Source organism: Alloalcanivorax balearicus MACL04, from assembly GCF_025532145.1.
Classification (GTDB): domain Bacteria; phylum Pseudomonadota; class Gammaproteobacteria; order Pseudomonadales; family Alcanivoracaceae; genus Alloalcanivorax; species Alloalcanivorax balearicus.
The window spans coordinates 20,524-36,934 of record NZ_ARXS01000018.1 but is presented as its reverse complement, the minus strand read 5'-3'; the positions used below and the strand labels follow the sequence as shown (position 1 = coordinate 36,934).

Here is a 16,411-nt window from a genome sequence, read left to right as displayed (position 1 = left end):
GTGGCGGCCTGCCCCGGCGGCGGCCGTCACCTGGCTCATTGATAAAGGAAAACAAACCATGTCCTACCGTTCCGTCTTTCGGGAAAACCTGTTCGCCGACCGCAACATCATTGTCACCGGCGGCGGTTCCGGTATTGGCCGTTGCTCCGCGCATGAATTGGCGGCGCTCGGAGCCCGGGTGATACTGATCGGCCGCGGCGAAGACAAGCTGCGAGAAGTGGCCGGGGAAATACAGCAGGACACCGGCCGCGAGGCCCTGTATTTCAGTTGCGACATCCGTGAGGAAGAACGGGTGCGCGCGACAGTGGCCCAGATCTACCAGGCAGTGGGCCAGGTGCACGGCCTGGTCAACAACGCCGGTGGCCAGTTTCCCGCTCCGTTGGCACTGATCAGCCAGAAAGGCTGGGAAACGGTGATCCGCACCAACCTCACCGGCGGCTTTCTGATGGCCCGGGAAGTGTTCACACAAGGCATGAACCAACACGGCGGCGCCATCGTCAACATCGTCGCCGACATGTGGGGAGGCATGCCGGGCATGGGGCACTCCGGCGCCGCCCGCGCCGGCATGGACAACTTCACCAAGACCGCCTCGGTGGAATGGGGATGCTGCGGCGTACGGGTGAACGCGGTGGCTCCGGGCTGGATCGCCTCTTCCGGCATGGACACCTATCCGGAAGCGTTTCAGAACATTCTTAAAACCCTGCGTGCGGCGGTGCCATTGAAACGCATGGGTGTGGAGGCGGAAGTATCCTCGGCGATCTGCTTCCTGCTCAGCGACGCCGCCGCCTTCATCAGCGGCGACACGCTGCGTATCGACGGCGGCGCCAGCCAGGGCAACGTGGCCATCTTCCCGTTGCCGGAGCACCAGCGCAGCGAACCCTATGACGGTTTCCACCGCGCCATCACTCCCGCCATTTTCAAACAAGACTGATTCCGCGCCAACCGACAGGACCCGATCATGCCCGTACTCGAAACCAGCCTGGACGTGAACAGCGACAGCTTCCGCGAAAGCCGGGATGCCATGCTCAAGGCAGTCGAAGAATTTCGCGCCATCGAACAAGGCGTGGTGGACGCCTCCGAAGCCAAACGCGCCAAATTCGAAAAACGGGGTCAGCTATTGCCCCATGAGCGGGTCGCCCGCCTGCTCGATCCGGGTTCGCCGTTCCTCAGCCTGATGAACCTGTCCGGCTATCGTATGCACGACGACAAGGACGGCACCGAAGCCGGCGGCGGCAGCATCGCCGGTATCGGTTACGTGGCCGGAGTGCGCTGCCTGGTCACGGCGTCCAACTCGGCCATCAAGGGTGGCACCATCACCCCGTCCGGCCTGAACAAAACATTGCGTCTGCAACGCATTGCCCTGGAGAACAAGCTGCCGGTAGTGAGTCTGGTGGAATCCGGCGGAGCCAATCTGAACTACGCCGCGGAAGTGTTCGTCGAGGGCGCGCGGACTTTCGCCAATCAGGCACGGCTGTCCGCTGCCGGCATCCCACAGATCACCGTGGTGCACGGCAACGCTACCGCCGGCGGCGCCTACCAGCCGGGCCTCTCCGATTACGTCATCGTAGTTCGTGACCGCGCCAAGATGTTCCTGGCCGGGCCGCCCTTATTGAAAGCCGCCACCGGCGAGATCGCCACCGACGAAGACCTGGGCGGCGCGGAAATGCACACTGGTGTGGCCGGCACCGCTGAGTATCTGGCCGACGACGACGCGGATGGCATCCGCCAGGCGCGGGACCTGATGGGCGTGCTCGGCTGGCGCGACGATGCGCCAACCGCCGATGATTGGGCGCCGCCACGCTACGATGAAAAGGAATTGCTTGGCGTGGTGCCCAACGACGCCAAGAAACCCTACGACGTGCGTGAGGTGATCGCGCGGATCGCCGATGACTCCAATTTCGTCGACTTCAAGAACGACTGGGACGCCGCCACCGTGTGCGGCTGGATCACCATCGAAGGCCAACCCGTGGGTGTGCTCGGCAACAACGGGCCGATCACGCCGCGCGGAGCGGCCAAGGCGGCCCAGTTCATTCAATTATGTGACCAGAGCAATCGCCCGTTGCTGTTTCTGCACAACACCACCGGCTTCATGGTCGGCACCGACGCCGAGCGCAACGGCGTGATCAAACACGGATCGAAAATGATTCAGGCGGTGGCCAACGCCCGGGTGCCGAAAATTTCCATTGTCATCGGCGGCTCCTACGGCGCCGGCAACTACGCCATGTGCGGCCGGGGTCTGGATCCACGCTTTATTTTCGCCTGGCCCAATTCCCGGGTGGCGGTGATGGGCGGCCAGCAGGCCGGCATGGTGCTGCGTATCGTCGCCGAGGCCAAACAACGGGCCAACGGCATTGAACCGGATGAGAAAGTGCTGGAGATGTTGCAGCAAAGCACCGCGCAGAAACTGGACGCGCAATCCACCGCGCTGTACGGCACCGCCCATTTATGGGACGACGGCATCATTGACCCACGCGATACCCGCCGGGTGCTGGCCTATGTTCTGGATATCTGCCGCCAGGCGGAACACCGCCAACTCAATGGCAACACCTTTGGCGTGGCACGACTTTAAAAAAAGTTGACAGTTGATAGTGGACAGTTGACAGCGAAAGACAAAAAAGCCGGTGCTTTTCGGCCACTGTGAGAGCTTGTCCGGGCGGCGGGCCGCTGCAAGCGAATCGGGTTCGCTCGAACGTTTAGTGATATTCGCTTGCAGGCAAGCTCCCACAGCGGCTAAAGAATCAGTCTCGACGTCAGTCAAATCGAATAGAACGCATAGCAGGAGTGTGTCATGAAGTTTACCCAGGAACATGAAGAACTGCGCCGCACGGTACGCCAATTCGTCGACAAGGAAATCAATCCGCATGTAAAGGAATGGGAAGCGGCCGGCCGCTTTCCGATTCATGAGGTGTTCAAGAAAATGGGCGATCTCGGCCTGCTCGGGGTCACCAAGCCGGAGGAGTACGGCGGCATGGGGCTGGACTATTCCTACGGCATGGTGATGAGCGAGGAGATGGGCACGGTGCATTGCGGTGGCGTGCCGCTGGCGGTGGGCGTGCAGACCGACATGGCGACACCGGCCCTGGCCCGCTTCGGTTCCGACGAGTTGCGCCGGGACTATCTCGCTCCCGCCATCGCCGGTGACATGGTGGCCTCCATCGCCGTTTCCGAGCCACAGGCCGGTTCCGATGTGGCGGCGGTGAAAACCACGGCGAAAAAAGACGGCGACGATTACGTCATCAACGGCACCAAGATGTGGATCACCAATTCGCCCAGCGCCGACTTTTTCTGTCTGCTGGCGAACACCTCCGATGACAAGCCGCACATCAACAAGTCCTTGATCGTGGTCCCCAAGGACGCCGCCGGCATCACCGTGGACAAACCGCTCGACAAACTGGGCATGCGCTCTTCGGAAACTGCCCAGGTGTTCTTCGATAACGTGCGCGTGCCGCAACGCAACCTGATCGGCCAGGAAGGCATGGGCTTCATGATGCAGATGATGCAGTTCCAGGAAGAGCGTCTGTTCGCCGCCTCCAACAGCCTCAAGGGCATGGAACACGTGATCAGCGAAACCATCGAGTACGCCCGCGAGCGCAAGGTGTTTGGCATGAGTCTGCTGGACAATCAGACCGTGCACTTCCGGCTGGCCGAATTGCAAACCGAAGTGGAAGCCCTGCGCGCCCTCACCTACCGCGCCTGTGATCTCTACATCAACGGCCAGGACGTGCTGCAACTGGCGTCCATGGCGAAGCTGAAGGTGGGCCGGCTGGCACGGGAAGTGGCGGACTCCTGCCTCCAGTTCTGGGGTGGCAACGGCTTCATGTGGGACAACCCGGCCAGCCAGCTCTATCGTGATGGCCGGCTCGGTTCCATCGGCGGCGGCGCCGACGAAATCATGCTCGGCATCATCTGCAAGACCATGAACACGCTGCCGGGCAAGAAACGCTGATAGGGACACGCTGGCACGCTAACACGCCGTTCGCTGCTAAAGCAGCTTCCCACAGAGGGGCTACGAAGCCGCTGTGGGAGCTTGCTTGCAAGCGAATACAATACCGAACGAGACCAACCATGACGCTACCTGAAACCGAAACGATCACTCTCAACCGGGACGGCTCCGTCCTGTTCATCACCCTGAACCGGCCGCAAAGCCGCAACGCCATGAGCCTGATCATGGTTGATGAACTGATGGCCGTATTCGACTGGGTGGAAGCCAATCCGGATGTCCGTGCCGTGGTGTTGCGTGGCGCCGGCGGCCATTTCTGCGCCGGCGGCGACATCAAGGACATGGCCGGCGCCCGTCAGCAGGCGGCGGCCGGCGACGATCAGGCGTTCTTCACCCTGAACCGGCGTTTCGGCGCCATGGTCAGCCGCGCCGAAAGGCTGCCGGCGGTTTTGGTGTGCGTGTTGGAAGGCGCGGTGCTCGGCGGCGGTTTTGGTCTGGCCTGCGTCTCCGACGTGGCGCTGGCTGCCGGTGATGCCCGCTTCGGGCTGCCGGAAACCGGCCTGGGCGTGATCCCGGCGCAGATCGCCCCGTTCGTGGTACGCCGCATCGGCCTGACCCAGGCCCGCCGGCTGGCGCTCACCGGTGGCCGCTTCGATGGTCACGACGCCCAGGCGCTCGGGGTGGTGCATGAGGTAGCCGATTCCACCGAGGAGCTGGAGCAACGGTTGCGGCAGGTACTGGAACAAATCCGCCGCTGCGCGCCCCACGCCAACCGGGTGACCAAGCAATTGGTGCTGAGCGTGGACAAGCAGCCGCTGGACGCGGTGCTTGATCAGGCCGCCCGGGACTTCGCCGACGCCGTCACCAGCGAGGAGGGTCAGGAAGGCACACTGGCCTTCGTACAGAAACGCGCACCGTCCTGGTCGACGGATAAGGAATAACCATGAGCTTCGACAAAATTCTGATCGCCAACCGTGGCGAAATCGCCTGCCGCGTCATCGCCAGTGCCCGGGCCCTGGGTTATCGCACCGTGGCGGTGTATTCCGAGGCGGACCGCGATGCCCGCCATGTACGGCTGGCGGATGAAGCACTTTGTATCGGGCCGGCCAATGCCACCGCTTCCTACCTCAACATCGACGCGCTGCTCGACGCCTGCCGCCGCAGCGGCGCCGACGCGGTCCACCCGGGCTATGGTTTCCTTTCCGAAAACGGCGACTTCGCCCAGGCCTGCGAGGACGCCGGCCTCACCTTTATCGGCCCGCCGGTGGCCGCGATCCGGCTGATGGGCTCGAAACGGCTGTCGAAAATCGCCATGGAAGAGGCCGGAGTGCCCTGTGTGCCCGGTTATCAGGGCGAAGATCAGAGTGACGATACCCTGCTGCAAGAAGCGCGGCGTATCGGCCTGCCGCTGATGATCAAGGCCAGTGCCGGTGGCGGCGGACGCGGCATGCGCGTGGTCACCGACGAGGCGGAGATTCCGGCGCAACTGAACAGCGCCCGCCAGGAAGCCCGCAACAGCTTCGGCAACGACGAGCTGATCCTGGAGCGGGCGGTGAGCACGCCGCGCCACGTGGAAATTCAGGTTTTCGGCGATCACCATGGCAATGTCGTTCACCTCGGCGAGCGGGATTGCTCGGTGCAGCGCCGCCATCAGAAAGTGGTGGAGGAAGCCCCCTCCCCGGCCCTGGACAAAACCTTGCGGCAGCGCATGGGCGAGGCGGCGGTCAGTGCCGCCCGCGCCTGCGGCTATGTGGGCGCGGGCACGGTGGAGTTCCTGCTCGGTGCCGACGGTGAGTTCTATTTTCTGGAGATGAACACCCGTCTGCAGGTGGAACATCCGGTCACCGAACTGGTCACCGGTCAGGATCTGGTGGCCTGGCAACTGAAAGTGGCCGCCGGCGAAGCCCTGCCGCTGACCCAGGACCAGGTCACCCTGACCGGCCACGCCATGGAGGTCCGTCTCTATGCGGAGGATCCCGCCCAGGGCTACCTGCCGCAAACCGGCCCGGTACGACGCTGGCGCCCGGCCAGCGGAGAAGGGGTCCGGGTGGATCATGGCCTGCGTGAAGGCGACCAGGTGGGCAGCCACTACGACCCAATGCTGGCCAAGATCATTGCCTACGGCGCCACCCGGGACGAGGCCCGGCGCCGGCTGCTGCGCGCGGTGGAAGACACCGTGCTCGCCGGCGTCAATGACAACCGCGCCTTCCTGGCCGCCATCCTGCGCCACCCGGTGTTCGCCGCCGGTGAAGCCACCACCGCCTTTATTGGCGCCGATTTCGCCGCCGACCCCAGCCTCACGCCGACGCAACCCGGCGATGCCCTGTGGTCGGTGGCGGCCCTGCTGTTCGCCCGGCAACAGGATCGCCGCCGGGGCGGCCCCGGCCGCGGCTGGCAATCCAGCGCCCTGGGCGCGCAGCCCCTGACGCTGGGCTGTGGTGAGTACAGCCGGACGCTCACTCTCCAGGGCCCTCGTGTCGTCGGTGACGTACCGGTGGTACTGGAGGATGTCGACGACGAATCCGTCATCGCCGAAGTGGATGGCATCCGCCGGCGCTTTCAATGGTGTCGACACGGGGATCAGTTGTGGCTGCAACATGGCACCGACAAGGCGCTGTTTCAGGACCTGACCCACCAGCCGGCCGCCGGCCGGGACGGCCCCGGCTCCGGCCGGCTGAGCGCGCCCATGGACGGCGCCGTGGTGAGCCTGGCCGCCAGCGTCGGCGACCGGGTCCAGCGCGGTCAGGTACTGGCCGTCATGGAGGCGATGAAAATGGAGCATGTGCTCAAGGCCGATTGCGACGGCACCGTGACCGAGGTGGCGGTGGCGGTGGGCGATCAGGTACGGCGCCAGCAGCTGCTGGTGGTCCTGGACCCGGACGTGGTCCCGACCTGATGGCGTTGCTCCCCGGCGGACGGGCAAATGCCCCGGCCTCCGGGCTGTGCTTGAATGGCGGCTGGCGTGGGGTTCCATTGTCGCGATTGGCGATGTTTTAACCAATCAAGACGGTGACCGATGGGTCCGTTCGATCACCGCTTGCCCGCCTCCGGAGCGCCGGTTATGGTAGCCCCATCCGCGGTCAACTTACGATTGTTCGCCGCGAATATTTGGTCATCTCCGGGTCACGACGCACCTCCCCCTCCGTTGTCGAGGGCGGTAGCGGCACGCCTTCGGAGAAACCCTTTTCAGCCCTTTGCTGGTAGTGGACTCCCGGCGCGACCCGGGTATTCCAAGAACATAGAGAATCAGAGAGTGGAGATGCCATGAGCAGCGCCGACGTCATTACGTTGCCGAAGATTCTGTCGAAGGTTCCCGAGATCGTTGCCAATCTGCCCGGGCTGTTGAAGGGCTCCAAGATGAGCAAGATCACCGACACCACCAAACCGCTGGGTCTGGGTGTCGAATTCGAGGCCGCCACCGCCGCCAACCCCAACGGCATCGCCGTTATCCACCAGGATACCGAACTCACCTACCGGCAATTCAACGCCTGGGCCAACCGCATCGCCGACTACTTCGCCTCCATCGGGCTGAAGAAAGACGACACCGTTGTTGTGGATATCGAGAACCGCCCGGAACTGGTGGCCACGGTGCTGGCCTGCGCCAAACTGGGTATCTGCGCCGCCCTGGTGAACACCTCCCAGCGTGGCAAGGTCCTCACCCACAGCATCAATCTGGTGGAGCCCAAGGCCGCCATCATCGGCGGGGAATTGATCGAAGCCGTCGAGGAAGTCCGTGACGATCTGGATCTGAAGACCAACTTCTTCTACCTGGCCGATGCCGACACGCTGCAAAACCCGGGAGAAGCCCCGGCCGGCTACAAGAACCTGGCCACCGAGATCCAGAATTGCTCCAGCGAGAACCCGGCCGGCACCAACCAGAGCCGCCTCAAGGATCCACTGTTCTACATTTACACCTCCGGCACCACCGGTCTGCCGAAAGCGGTGGTCTTCAACCACGGCCGCTGGCAAAAAGCGTTCGGGGCTTTCGGCTATTCCGCCGTGCGCCTGGACAAGGACGACCGCCTGTACTGCACCCTGCCGTTCTACCATGCCACCGGCATGGTTATCTGCTGGGCCTCGGTGATCGCCGCCCGTGGTGGCCTGGTGCTGGCGCGCCGCTTCTCCGCCAGCCGCTTCTGGGACGATATCCGTCAACATAACTGCACCGCGTTCGGCTATGTCGGCGAGTTGTGCCGGTACCTGCACGAGCAGCCCCGCAAGGCCGACGACAGCAACAACCGCGTGCATACCATCGTTGGCAACGGTCTGCGGCCGGGTATCTGGAAAGACTTCAAGGAGCGTTTCGGTATTGAGCGCGTGGAGGAGTTCTACGCTTCCTCCGAGGGCAACGTGGCCTTTACCAACGTGTTCAACTTCGACAACACCGTGGGCTTTTCCCCGGTGAGCTACGCCATCGTCAAGTACGACAAGGAAGCGGATCAGCCGGTGCGCGACGCCAAGGGCTTCATGATCAAGGTGAGCAAAGGCGAGTCCGGTCTGATGCTCGGCGAGATCACCGATAAAACCCCGTTCGACGGCTACACCGACAAGGAAAAAACCGAAAAGGCCATCTTCCGCGACGTGTTCAAGAAAGGCGATGCCTGGTTCAACACCGGCGATATGATGCGGGACATTGGTTTCCGTCACGCCCAGTTCGTCGATCGTCTCGGCGACACCTTCCGCTGGAAAGGGGAAAACGTCTCCACCACCGAAGTGGAACAGATCCTGGATGGTTTCGAGGCGATCATCGAGTCGGTGGTTTACGGTGTGGAAATTCCCGACACCAACGGCCGCGCCGGCATGGCCGAGCTGCGTCTGGACCGTCCCCACGACGACGTGGATTTCCAGGCCCTGTGCGACTATCTCAAACGTGAGTTGCCGCCCTATGCCATTCCGGTATTCCTGCGCATTACCGACCATGGAGTGGAAACCACCGGCACCTTCAAGCACCAGAAAAACAAGCTGAAGGACGAGAAATACGATCTGAGCAAACACGACGATCCGGTCTACGTTCTGCTGCCCGGCGAAAACTGCTACCAACGCCTCAGCGAAGAAATGCAGAAGGGTATCGACGGCGGCGAATATCGTTTCTGAGTGAAATTCGTTTGCAGGGCAAACTCCTACAGCGGCCTCATAGCCTGGCCTGTAGGAGCCAGCCCTGCTGGCGAATCCGGTGCGGCGGCCCTACCCCACCTCATCCCGTAACCGCCGTTTCAGTATCTTGCCCACCGGGTTACGGGGTATCGCATCGACGAGGCGCAGTGCCTCCGGCAGCTTGTAGAGGCTCATGCCGGATTCGCGCAGGAAGCCGGTAATATCGTCAAGGGTTGGCGGCGACGCCGGTTCCCGCGCCACCACGCAGACACACACTCGCTCCCCCATCACTTCGTCCGGTTGCGGAATCACCGCTGCGTCCAGCACCGCCGGGTGCGCCTGCACAGCATTCTCCACTTCCGCGCTGGAAATATTGAAGCCGCCCCGGATCACCATGTCCTTTTTGCGATCATGGAAACCGACATGGGCGTCATCCCGGATCACGAACAAATCACCGGTGCGGAAATAGCCATCGGCGGTGAATGCTTTTTCGGTTAGATCCGGCCGCTTGAAATAGCCGGCGAACAGGCTCGGCGCCCGATAGCACAGTTCGCCGATGTCTCCCGGCCCGCTCACTTCCCGGTCCTCGTCATCGAGCAGCTTGACGTTTACCCCGTCCACACCGGACGGCCAGTGGCAACCGGGCTTGCCCCAGAACGGCAGGTGATCCACCCGCCGCTCCAGTTCCGGCACATCCGCCGGCCCGGCGATCAGACAGGTGCCCTCGTTCTGCCCCCAGATATTGATGATCTCGATACCCCAGCGACGCTTGAATTCTTGTAACGTCCACAGTGACGGCGGCGCCGAACCGGTGGTGATGGCGCGCACCGAGGACAGATCAATCCGATCCACGTCCGGCAGCTTGGCGATCATGTTCAGTACCGCCGGCACCAGAATGGTGAAGTGAATGTCCTGCTCGGAAAGTTGCTCCAACAGCACCGGCATGGTCAGCGGGTGATGCAGAACCAGGGTGCCGGCGGAAACCAGCCAGGATACGTAATTGACGCCCAGGGCGGTCATGTTGACCAGCGGCGCCACACACAATTGCCGGTCTCCTTCCCGCAGCCCGGCGGTCCGCATCAGCGGCCCGATATGGGAGAACCAACTGTTGTGGCTCATCGGGCAGCCCTTGGGGCTGGACTCGGTCCCGGAGGTCCAGCACAGGGTGAAGATATCGTTGGCGTCCACCGTCACTGGCGGTAACGGCCCCACCGGCCCTTCGGCGATGGCGGTCAGTTCGGCCAGGGAAAGACATTGCTCGAAACCCAGCGCCCTGCCCATGGCAATATAATCAAAGCCCTTGGCGTGATCGGCGGCGATATACAAACGCGCGCCGGTGAGTTCCGCCACATAGCCCACATCGGTGGCCCGCCATTGCAATGGCAACGCGGTAAGAACGCCACCGGCGCGGGCCACCGCCAGGTAGAGCATGGCCAGCTCCCAGATATTGGGGAGCTGGGCCACCACGATGTCGTCCTTAGCCAACCCACGCCGGATCAGTTCCGCGGCGGTGGCGTCCACCGCCTGGCCAAACTCCCGATAGCTCAGCGAACGGGCCGGCGTGCCGACCAGATCCGGCCGGTCAGGCGGATCCACCACCGCTTCCCGGTCCGGGTTGGCGTCGCGGTTATGTTCGAACTGGTCCAATAAGGTGCGTTGGCCCCAACGCCCCTCGCCGATGTAGTGATCAATCCACTGCCGGGAATGCAAAATCATGACTTGTCCTTGTTATGGCCTGACCTGCCCCATTAAACCCCTTGCCGGCACCGCTACCATCGTCGGATCGAACGAGCTCCATGGGACAGAACCGTTATCGCGATCCAGCGGCCGGCCCGGAGCGCTTTCATAATCGTCCATTCCGACGACGTTAATTGCCGCCGCCCACCGACAGGATGAAAGACCCATTTCGGGTTATATAAGAAGGAGAACATTCCCATGTCGGTATTTCGTTCACGGGGCGCGGCTTCCCGTCGCGGCCCCGCATTCTCTGTCCTGCTTGCCGCTCTCGCTGCCCTGCTGTTCAGCTCCGGGGCCAGCGCGGAACAGCTGCGTTTCGCCACCGGGTCCGCCCCCAACTCCATCGGCGGCCTGTCGGCGGAGCAGTTCGCCAAGTCCCTGAAGGAGCACTCCGGTGGCGACCTCACCGCCAAGGTTTATATGATGTCCCTGCTCAGCTTCGCGGAGATGTCCGGCGGGGTGGAAAAAGGCATGACCGACATCGGCTCCATGATCTATCCCTATTTCCCGTCCGAGTATCCGCGCACCAACCTGGTGGCCGAGCTGACCATGCTCACCGACCTGATGGGCGCTCCGAAATCCCTGTCCAACCTCGCCTACGCCGGCGCGGTCAGCGAGTTCGTGTTCGAGCACTGCCCGGAATGTGTCGCGGAATGGGAAGCACACGACCATGTTTTCAGCGGCGGTTCGGCGGCATCCCCCTACTATTTTCTCTGCAACAAGCCCGTGGATACGCTCAAGGATCTCAGCGATAAGCGGGTCCGCGTGGGCGGCGCGCAATGGGCCCGGGCAGCCGAAGCGCTGGGCGCCACGCCGGTGACCATGTCGGTGAACGAGATTTACGAGGGCCTGAGCCAGGGCGCCGTCGACTGCACCATGCAGGCCGCCGCCGAACTGATCAGCTTCAACCTGATGGAAGTCACCACCGACATCACGCTGGGCGCCCCTCTTGGCATCTACGGAGGCCTGTCCCTGAGCACCAACCGCAAAGTCTGGCAGGGGCTCACCGAGGCGCAACGCAAAGCGCTGCTGCATGCCGCGGCCGACTCCAACGCGCACACCACCTGGGGTTACCGGATAGATGACGAGCGCGCGCTCAAGGAAGCCAAGGAAAAAGGCATCGCCATGCACGAAGCCGACGACGCCATGGTCACCACCACCGAGCAGTTCATCGAAAAGGACATGGAGACCATCGCCGCCAACTACCAGAAGAAATACGGCGTGGACGACGCCGCGGAGATGATCGCCACCTTCCGTCCTCTGCTGGAAAAATGGATGACACTGGTCAAGGACGTGGACAGCAGCGAGGCGCTGGCGGACCTGTACTGGAACGAAATCTACTCGAAAGTGGACGTCAGCCAGTACGGGCTGTAACCACCCTTACTGCCCTGCTTCCCCTCGCACGGCCCGCTGAAAGCGGGCCGTGCTTTGTGAGTCCAAGCGTAAGTCGGCATCGGCGAAAGCCTCGTCTTCCGGCAACAACAGCGCCACCCCGGCCCCCCTGTCCACGGACACGGTCAGGTCTTCACCACGCAGGTCCAGCAGATGACCGCCCCGGCGCCGCTCCCAGTCAATGAAGTGAAAGTGATAGCCGGCACCGCTGACCGCGGCCAGGTAATCCGGCAACCGGAACCCCACCAGAGTACCCGTCACATCAGCCAGCTCATACACGTTCTGCTCGGCTACCACCTGATCAATGGGCCGATATGGCGGCTTTTGCCTGGGCACGCTGCGTAATTTCAGAGCTTGGAAACGCCCGTCCAGCCGCACCGCGTAAACGCCATTGACCGACGGCAATCGGGCATCCAGGGCACGGGCCAGATGCGCCATCCCCCGCACTTGCGGCAAGGTGAAGCGTTGATCCCGGGTAAACCGCTTGACCGTCAGGAACGGGGTTTGCTCCTGCTCCGACAACGCCCTGATCCGGCCTTCCAGGTCGGCCTGGTACGCCTTGCCGCCCAACACGATGACCTCGCCGTCCACCGGGCTAAGAGCGCCGAGGCCAAAGTCCCCCAGTGCCAGCATCCGGCTGAAGCGAGTGCCGCCCTCCAGGACACCGGCACTCAACGCGGCGGTCGGCGCCAACTGATAGACCAGATCTTCCGGCGCCAATTCCGCCCGGGCGCCCGTTGCCAACCCTATCGACAGTAGAAAAATGCCCGCCGCTTTTCTCATCCGTTTCTCCTCGAGGTTCATGAGCCCCCCAGACTAGGCGGCGGCGGAACCATGAAACAGCCCCGGTGCCTCAAGGCATTCTTGCCGGAGGCTCATCAATCCTACAGCTCGCGGCTCATGGGCCACTGTCGCTCCATATACCGCCGCGTAGCTCGGGAGGTGGGTCGAAGCAGGCGGTTTCAGAGCTCGTGGAGAGTCGGCGGGCAGCGTTCCAGGACCGTGTTTGGCCAGGGAAGGCCAAACCCGAGCCCACATGGATGTGCTTGCAGCGTGTCCTGGAACGCTGCCCGTCGACTCTCCCCACCTGGCAACAGGCAGCTTGATCCGTATCCGTGCCGCCCCACACATCAGGGCGTCGGCTCAAACCCCACCACCTTGCCGCGCAATGCCAGATCCCAGGACGGCGGCCCCGGCAAGGATTCCGCCAGGAAGTCCACCACCGCCCGCACCTTGCGCGACAGTTGCCGCGCCGACGGGTAAACCGCATGCACCGCCGAGGGCTCGAATTCGTATTCCGGCAAGACCCTTACCAGATCACCTGAAAGCAGCGCGTCAGCGATCGAGAACGTCACCCCCATGGCGATGCCCAAGCCGGCCTTGGCGGCCTCGGTCAGCACCTCACCGTTATTACAGACCACGGGCCCCGCCACCGGTACCGACACCGTGCCCTCGGGCCCCTGCAGCCGCCAATGGCGCGGCTTCTCCAGCGCGGTGAAGATCAGGCACTGGTGATCGCTCAGTTCCTTCGGCTCACGGGGCACGCCATGGCGGCGAATATAAGCCGGACTGGCCACCAGCAAACGCCGGTTGGCGCACAGCCGGCGCGCCACCAGACGGGAATCCTCCAGTGCGCCGATGCGAATGGCCAGGTCCACGCCGTCGTCGATGAGATCAATAAAGCGATCGCTCAACGCCAGTTCAATCGACAGCTCCGGATAGCGATCACGCAGCGGTTTCAGCAACGGCACGATGTGCTGCCGCCCGAACACCACCGGTGCGTTGACACGGACGACGCCCTTTGGATGCCGGCTGGCGGCGGTGACCTCGCTTTCCGTCTGTTGCAGTTCTTGCAGAACACGCTGGCCGCGCCGGAACAACACGGCACCGGATTCGGTCAGCGACAACCGCCGGGTGGATCTCTGCAACAGGCGTACCGCCAACCGCTCCTCCAGGCGGGATACCACGCGGCTGACTCCGGAAGGGGTCATGCCGTGCTCCTGCGCGGCACGGGCAAAGCTGCCCAGTTTGACGACACTGACGAAGACACTGATTTCCGTGGTTTCCAGGGACATGAAGACCGCCTTGCCAAGCATGCATTAATGACTCGGAGTCAAAAATACCATGCGATCGGCCCCATTTATCCCCGCTTTGCTGGAGGGCATGGTGGGAATCCCCCTTTTTCACCGCGAAGGTATTGAATCCATGACCCCGGATCGTCGACGTTTTCTCAAGCTGGGAGCCACCGGACTTGCCGCCAGCGCCGCCCTGGCGGCATCGCCTCCTGCACAACCACGCCAGCCAGGCCGCTTCCACGGCAAAGTCGTTGCCATCACCGGCGCCACTTCGGGCATCGGTGCCGCCGCCGCCCGCCTGTTCGCCGCCGAAGGCGCCCGGGTTACCTTCTGCGGCCGGCGCACCGAACTGGGCAGACAGGTGCAACAGCAGATCACGCGACAAGGCGGCCAGGCTCTGTATATAGAAGCGGACGTCACCCGGCCGGAGCAGGTGCGCGCCTTTATCGATAAAACACTGGATCACTACGGGCGCCTGGACGTGGGCTACAACAACGCTGGCGAGGTGTTGTTCAAACCGCTGCACCAATTGACGTTGGAGGATTGGGAGCATATTCATCACACCAATCTGCGCGGCGTCTTCCTGGCGATGAAATACCAGATTCCGCCGCTGCTGGAGAGCGGTGCGGGACGCATCGTCATCACCTCCTCCCAGCACGCCTACGCCACCCGCCCGGGCGGCGCCGCGTACGCCAGCAGCAAGGCCGCCCTGGAAGCACTCGCGCAAAGCGCCACTCTCGACTACGCCGATCAGGGCCTGCGCGCCTGCGTGGTGGCCCCGGGCATAACCGATACGCCCATGTTCCGGCGTGCCACCGGCAGCAACCCGGAAGCGGTGGCACGGGCCAATAAACTGGTTCGCGGGGTGCGCCGCATCGCCTCAGCGGAAGAGGTGGCCAAGGTCGCGGTCTGGCTGGCTTCCGATGACGCCTCTTACGTCACCGGTACCTCGTTCCTGGTGGACGGGGGATTACTGAGCGGCTTTGCCTGAGCAATTACCCACAACTTCTGTGGATAAGCCGGTGCATAACCGGTGCGAGAAGACTCACATCCCAGACAGTACGCCGGTACCTGTTCATTGGTGTGATTTTGACCGTCCCAACGGCGGGAAAATCGGGGACCTGGAACGACCATGCCGGTTTTCCACAGTTCCTGTGGATAACCCTGTTGAGAAAGTGAGGAAAACAACCCATGACAGCTTAATAAGGGGAGGTTGCGCAATTTGACGTTTTTTTGACCAATTAAAGAAAATCTTTATTTTTCAAATAGTTATCACGTCATCTTTAAGCAATTTAGACCTTTTGGGAAGTTTTGTTACCGGCTTTCACATCCCAACAGGTGCTGTGCACAGTTTCGGACCGATTTGTCGATGTCAATAGTGAACAGACGCCAATGTCCCGATTTTGCCCTCCTGCGCTGTTCCAGGTCATCCGCGTGGATGAATAGCGTTATTTTTCATAGCTTGATGCGCCCCTGTGGAGCACTTTGAGCGCATCTGTGGATAACTATGTGAATAAACTGGCAATAGGCGGGGGAAAAGTAAGGGCGCGGCTGTCCCAGAGTCGTGGGGCAGCCGGTTTACACGTCGATTCGCTGCCAAGGCAGCATCCCACAGAAACGGACCACGATTTATTCCGGGTCCCGGGGTTTGGAGTCGGACTCCGGCTCCTCGTCTTCCATCCGTTCCAGGGCATCGGTCAGTTCCTGGACCCGGCGTTGCAACGCCTCCACTTCCCGCTTGTTGGGGATACCCAGCCGCGACAGCGCCTTGCTAAGACGGTCATCAAAGGCTTTCTCCATGCGGTCCATGGTCTCGCCGGTGTGATGACGCACCCGTTCCTTGATGTCCTCCACCCGCGGGGCTTTCTCGCGGGTATGCTTTTCCACCTGGCGGCCAGCTTCAACCAACGCATCGAAGAAACCACTGCCCTCTTCCTCGGCACGGGCAAAAGCGCCAAGCCCCGCCAGCCAGATCTGGTGAGTGTACTTACGCAGATCCCGGGAGGCGCCGGTCAGGGTGCGCAAAGGGCTGCGTTCGTCTTTTTTATCCTGGTTATTGTCCTTGGGTTGATCGGACATGATGCTTCTCCCGAAAGCGGGCGCCGTCCTGGTCATTACCGGCGCGCTGTGAAAAACGCCCTACAGTATAAGGGAAAGCACTTGGAAAAACGGG

Annotated in this window: 12 protein-coding genes; 8 read left to right on the top strand and 4 right to left on the bottom strand. The window is 62.5% G+C overall.

The annotated features are described in order from the left end of the window. The first annotated feature begins 58 nt into the window (after positions 1 to 58). From MA04_RS14865 to MA04_RS14840, 6 genes are all read left to right on the top strand, one after another. Complete coding sequence (locus MA04_RS14865) at positions 59 to 931, top strand: SDR family oxidoreductase (protein WP_262461266.1); 873 nt, start codon at positions 59 to 61, stop codon at positions 929 to 931. A gap of 27 nt (positions 932 to 958) precedes the next feature. Next, positions 959 to 2,569 carry an acyl-CoA carboxylase subunit beta gene (locus tag MA04_RS14860; protein WP_262461265.1) on the top strand — a complete coding sequence of 537 codons (1,611 nt, stop codon included), beginning with the start codon at positions 959 to 961 and terminating at the stop codon, positions 2,567 to 2,569. A gap of 219 nt (positions 2,570 to 2,788) precedes the next feature. Further along, on the top strand, positions 2,789 to 3,946 hold the full coding sequence (locus MA04_RS14855; RefSeq protein WP_163121175.1) for an acyl-CoA dehydrogenase family protein: 1,158 nt from the start codon (positions 2,789 to 2,791) through the stop codon (positions 3,944 to 3,946). A 119-nt stretch (positions 3,947 to 4,065) separates the two neighbouring features. Then, complete coding sequence (locus tag MA04_RS14850) at positions 4,066 to 4,881, top strand: enoyl-CoA hydratase/isomerase family protein (protein WP_262461263.1); 816 nt, start codon at positions 4,066 to 4,068, stop codon at positions 4,879 to 4,881. Positions 4,882 to 4,883: 2 nt separating this feature from the next. After that, entirely contained in the window at positions 4,884 to 6,836 is a 1,953-nt protein-coding gene (locus MA04_RS14845) for an acetyl/propionyl/methylcrotonyl-CoA carboxylase subunit alpha (RefSeq protein WP_163121179.1), read from the top strand. 368 nt (positions 6,837 to 7,204) lie between these two features. Beyond that, complete coding sequence (locus MA04_RS14840) at positions 7,205 to 9,034, top strand: long-chain-acyl-CoA synthetase (protein ID WP_163121181.1); 1,830 nt, start codon at positions 7,205 to 7,207, stop codon at positions 9,032 to 9,034. Between the two features lie 90 nt (positions 9,035 to 9,124). Here the strand turns inward: MA04_RS14840 and MA04_RS14835 are convergent, their stop codons facing one another. Continuing rightward, positions 9,125 to 10,750, bottom strand: coding sequence for a class I adenylate-forming enzyme family protein (locus tag MA04_RS14835; protein ID WP_163121184.1), 1,626 nt, complete (start codon positions 10,748 to 10,750; stop codon positions 9,125 to 9,127). 219 nt (positions 10,751 to 10,969) lie between these two features. Here MA04_RS14835 and MA04_RS14830 point away from each other — a divergent pair, with 219 nt between their 5' ends. Further along, positions 10,970 to 12,145 (top strand): C4-dicarboxylate TRAP transporter substrate-binding protein, encoded by a 1,176-nt coding sequence (locus MA04_RS14830; protein ID WP_262461261.1) that lies wholly within the window; start codon positions 10,970 to 10,972, stop codon positions 12,143 to 12,145. Between the two features lie 6 nt (positions 12,146 to 12,151). Here the strand turns inward: MA04_RS14830 and budA are convergent, their stop codons facing one another. Beyond that, entirely contained in the window at positions 12,152 to 12,946 is a 795-nt protein-coding gene (gene budA, locus MA04_RS14825; RefSeq protein ID WP_262461259.1) for an acetolactate decarboxylase, read from the bottom strand. A 347-nt stretch (positions 12,947 to 13,293) separates the two neighbouring features. Continuing rightward, positions 13,294 to 14,238: a LysR family transcriptional regulator gene (locus tag MA04_RS14820; RefSeq protein ID WP_262461257.1), complete on the bottom strand. Its 945-nt coding sequence runs from the start codon at positions 14,236 to 14,238 to the stop codon at positions 13,294 to 13,296. Positions 14,239 to 14,287: 49 nt separating this feature from the next. Here MA04_RS14820 and MA04_RS14815 point away from each other — a divergent pair, with 49 nt between their 5' ends. Next, positions 14,288 to 15,229: an SDR family NAD(P)-dependent oxidoreductase gene (locus tag MA04_RS14815; RefSeq protein ID WP_262461255.1), complete on the top strand. Its 942-nt coding sequence runs from the start codon at positions 14,288 to 14,290 to the stop codon at positions 15,227 to 15,229. 638 nt (positions 15,230 to 15,867) lie between these two features. Here MA04_RS14815 and MA04_RS14810 read toward each other — a convergent pair. After that, positions 15,868 to 16,317, bottom strand: a complete 450-nt coding sequence (locus tag MA04_RS14810; protein WP_163121189.1) for a phasin family protein — start codon at positions 16,315 to 16,317, stop codon at positions 15,868 to 15,870. Positions 16,318 to 16,411: the final 94 nt, after the last annotated feature.

What these genes read in the sequence shown, in the direction of transcription:
- MA04_RS14845 (WP_163121179.1), top strand. Translation starts at nt 4,884, where the DNA reads ATGAGCTTCGACAAAATTCTGATCGCCAACCGTGGCGAAATCGCCTGC.
- MA04_RS14815 (WP_262461255.1), top strand. Translation starts at nt 14,288, where the DNA reads ATGCGATCGGCCCCATTTATCCCCGCTTTGCTGGAGGGCATGGTGGGA.
- MA04_RS14840 (WP_163121181.1), top strand. Translation starts at nt 7,205, where the DNA reads ATGAGCAGCGCCGACGTCATTACGTTGCCGAAGATTCTGTCGAAGGTT.
- MA04_RS14830 (WP_262461261.1), top strand. Translation starts at nt 10,970, where the DNA reads ATGTCGGTATTTCGTTCACGGGGCGCGGCTTCCCGTCGCGGCCCCGCA.
- MA04_RS14860 (WP_262461265.1), top strand. Translation starts at nt 959, where the DNA reads ATGCCCGTACTCGAAACCAGCCTGGACGTGAACAGCGACAGCTTCCGC.
- MA04_RS14855 (WP_163121175.1), top strand. Translation starts at nt 2,789, where the DNA reads ATGAAGTTTACCCAGGAACATGAAGAACTGCGCCGCACGGTACGCCAA.
- MA04_RS14865 (WP_262461266.1), top strand. Translation starts at nt 59, where the DNA reads ATGTCCTACCGTTCCGTCTTTCGGGAAAACCTGTTCGCCGACCGCAAC.
- MA04_RS14810 (WP_163121189.1), bottom strand. Translation starts at nt 16,317, where the DNA reads ATGTCCGATCAACCCAAGGACAATAACCAGGATAAAAAAGACGAACGC.
- budA (WP_262461259.1), bottom strand. Translation starts at nt 12,946, where the DNA reads ATGAGAAAAGCGGCGGGCATTTTTCTACTGTCGATAGGGTTGGCAACG.
- MA04_RS14835 (WP_163121184.1), bottom strand. Translation starts at nt 10,750, where the DNA reads ATGATTTTGCATTCCCGGCAGTGGATTGATCACTACATCGGCGAGGGG.
- MA04_RS14850 (WP_262461263.1), top strand. Translation starts at nt 4,066, where the DNA reads ATGACGCTACCTGAAACCGAAACGATCACTCTCAACCGGGACGGCTCC.
- MA04_RS14820 (WP_262461257.1), bottom strand. Translation starts at nt 14,238, where the DNA reads ATGTCCCTGGAAACCACGGAAATCAGTGTCTTCGTCAGTGTCGTCAAA.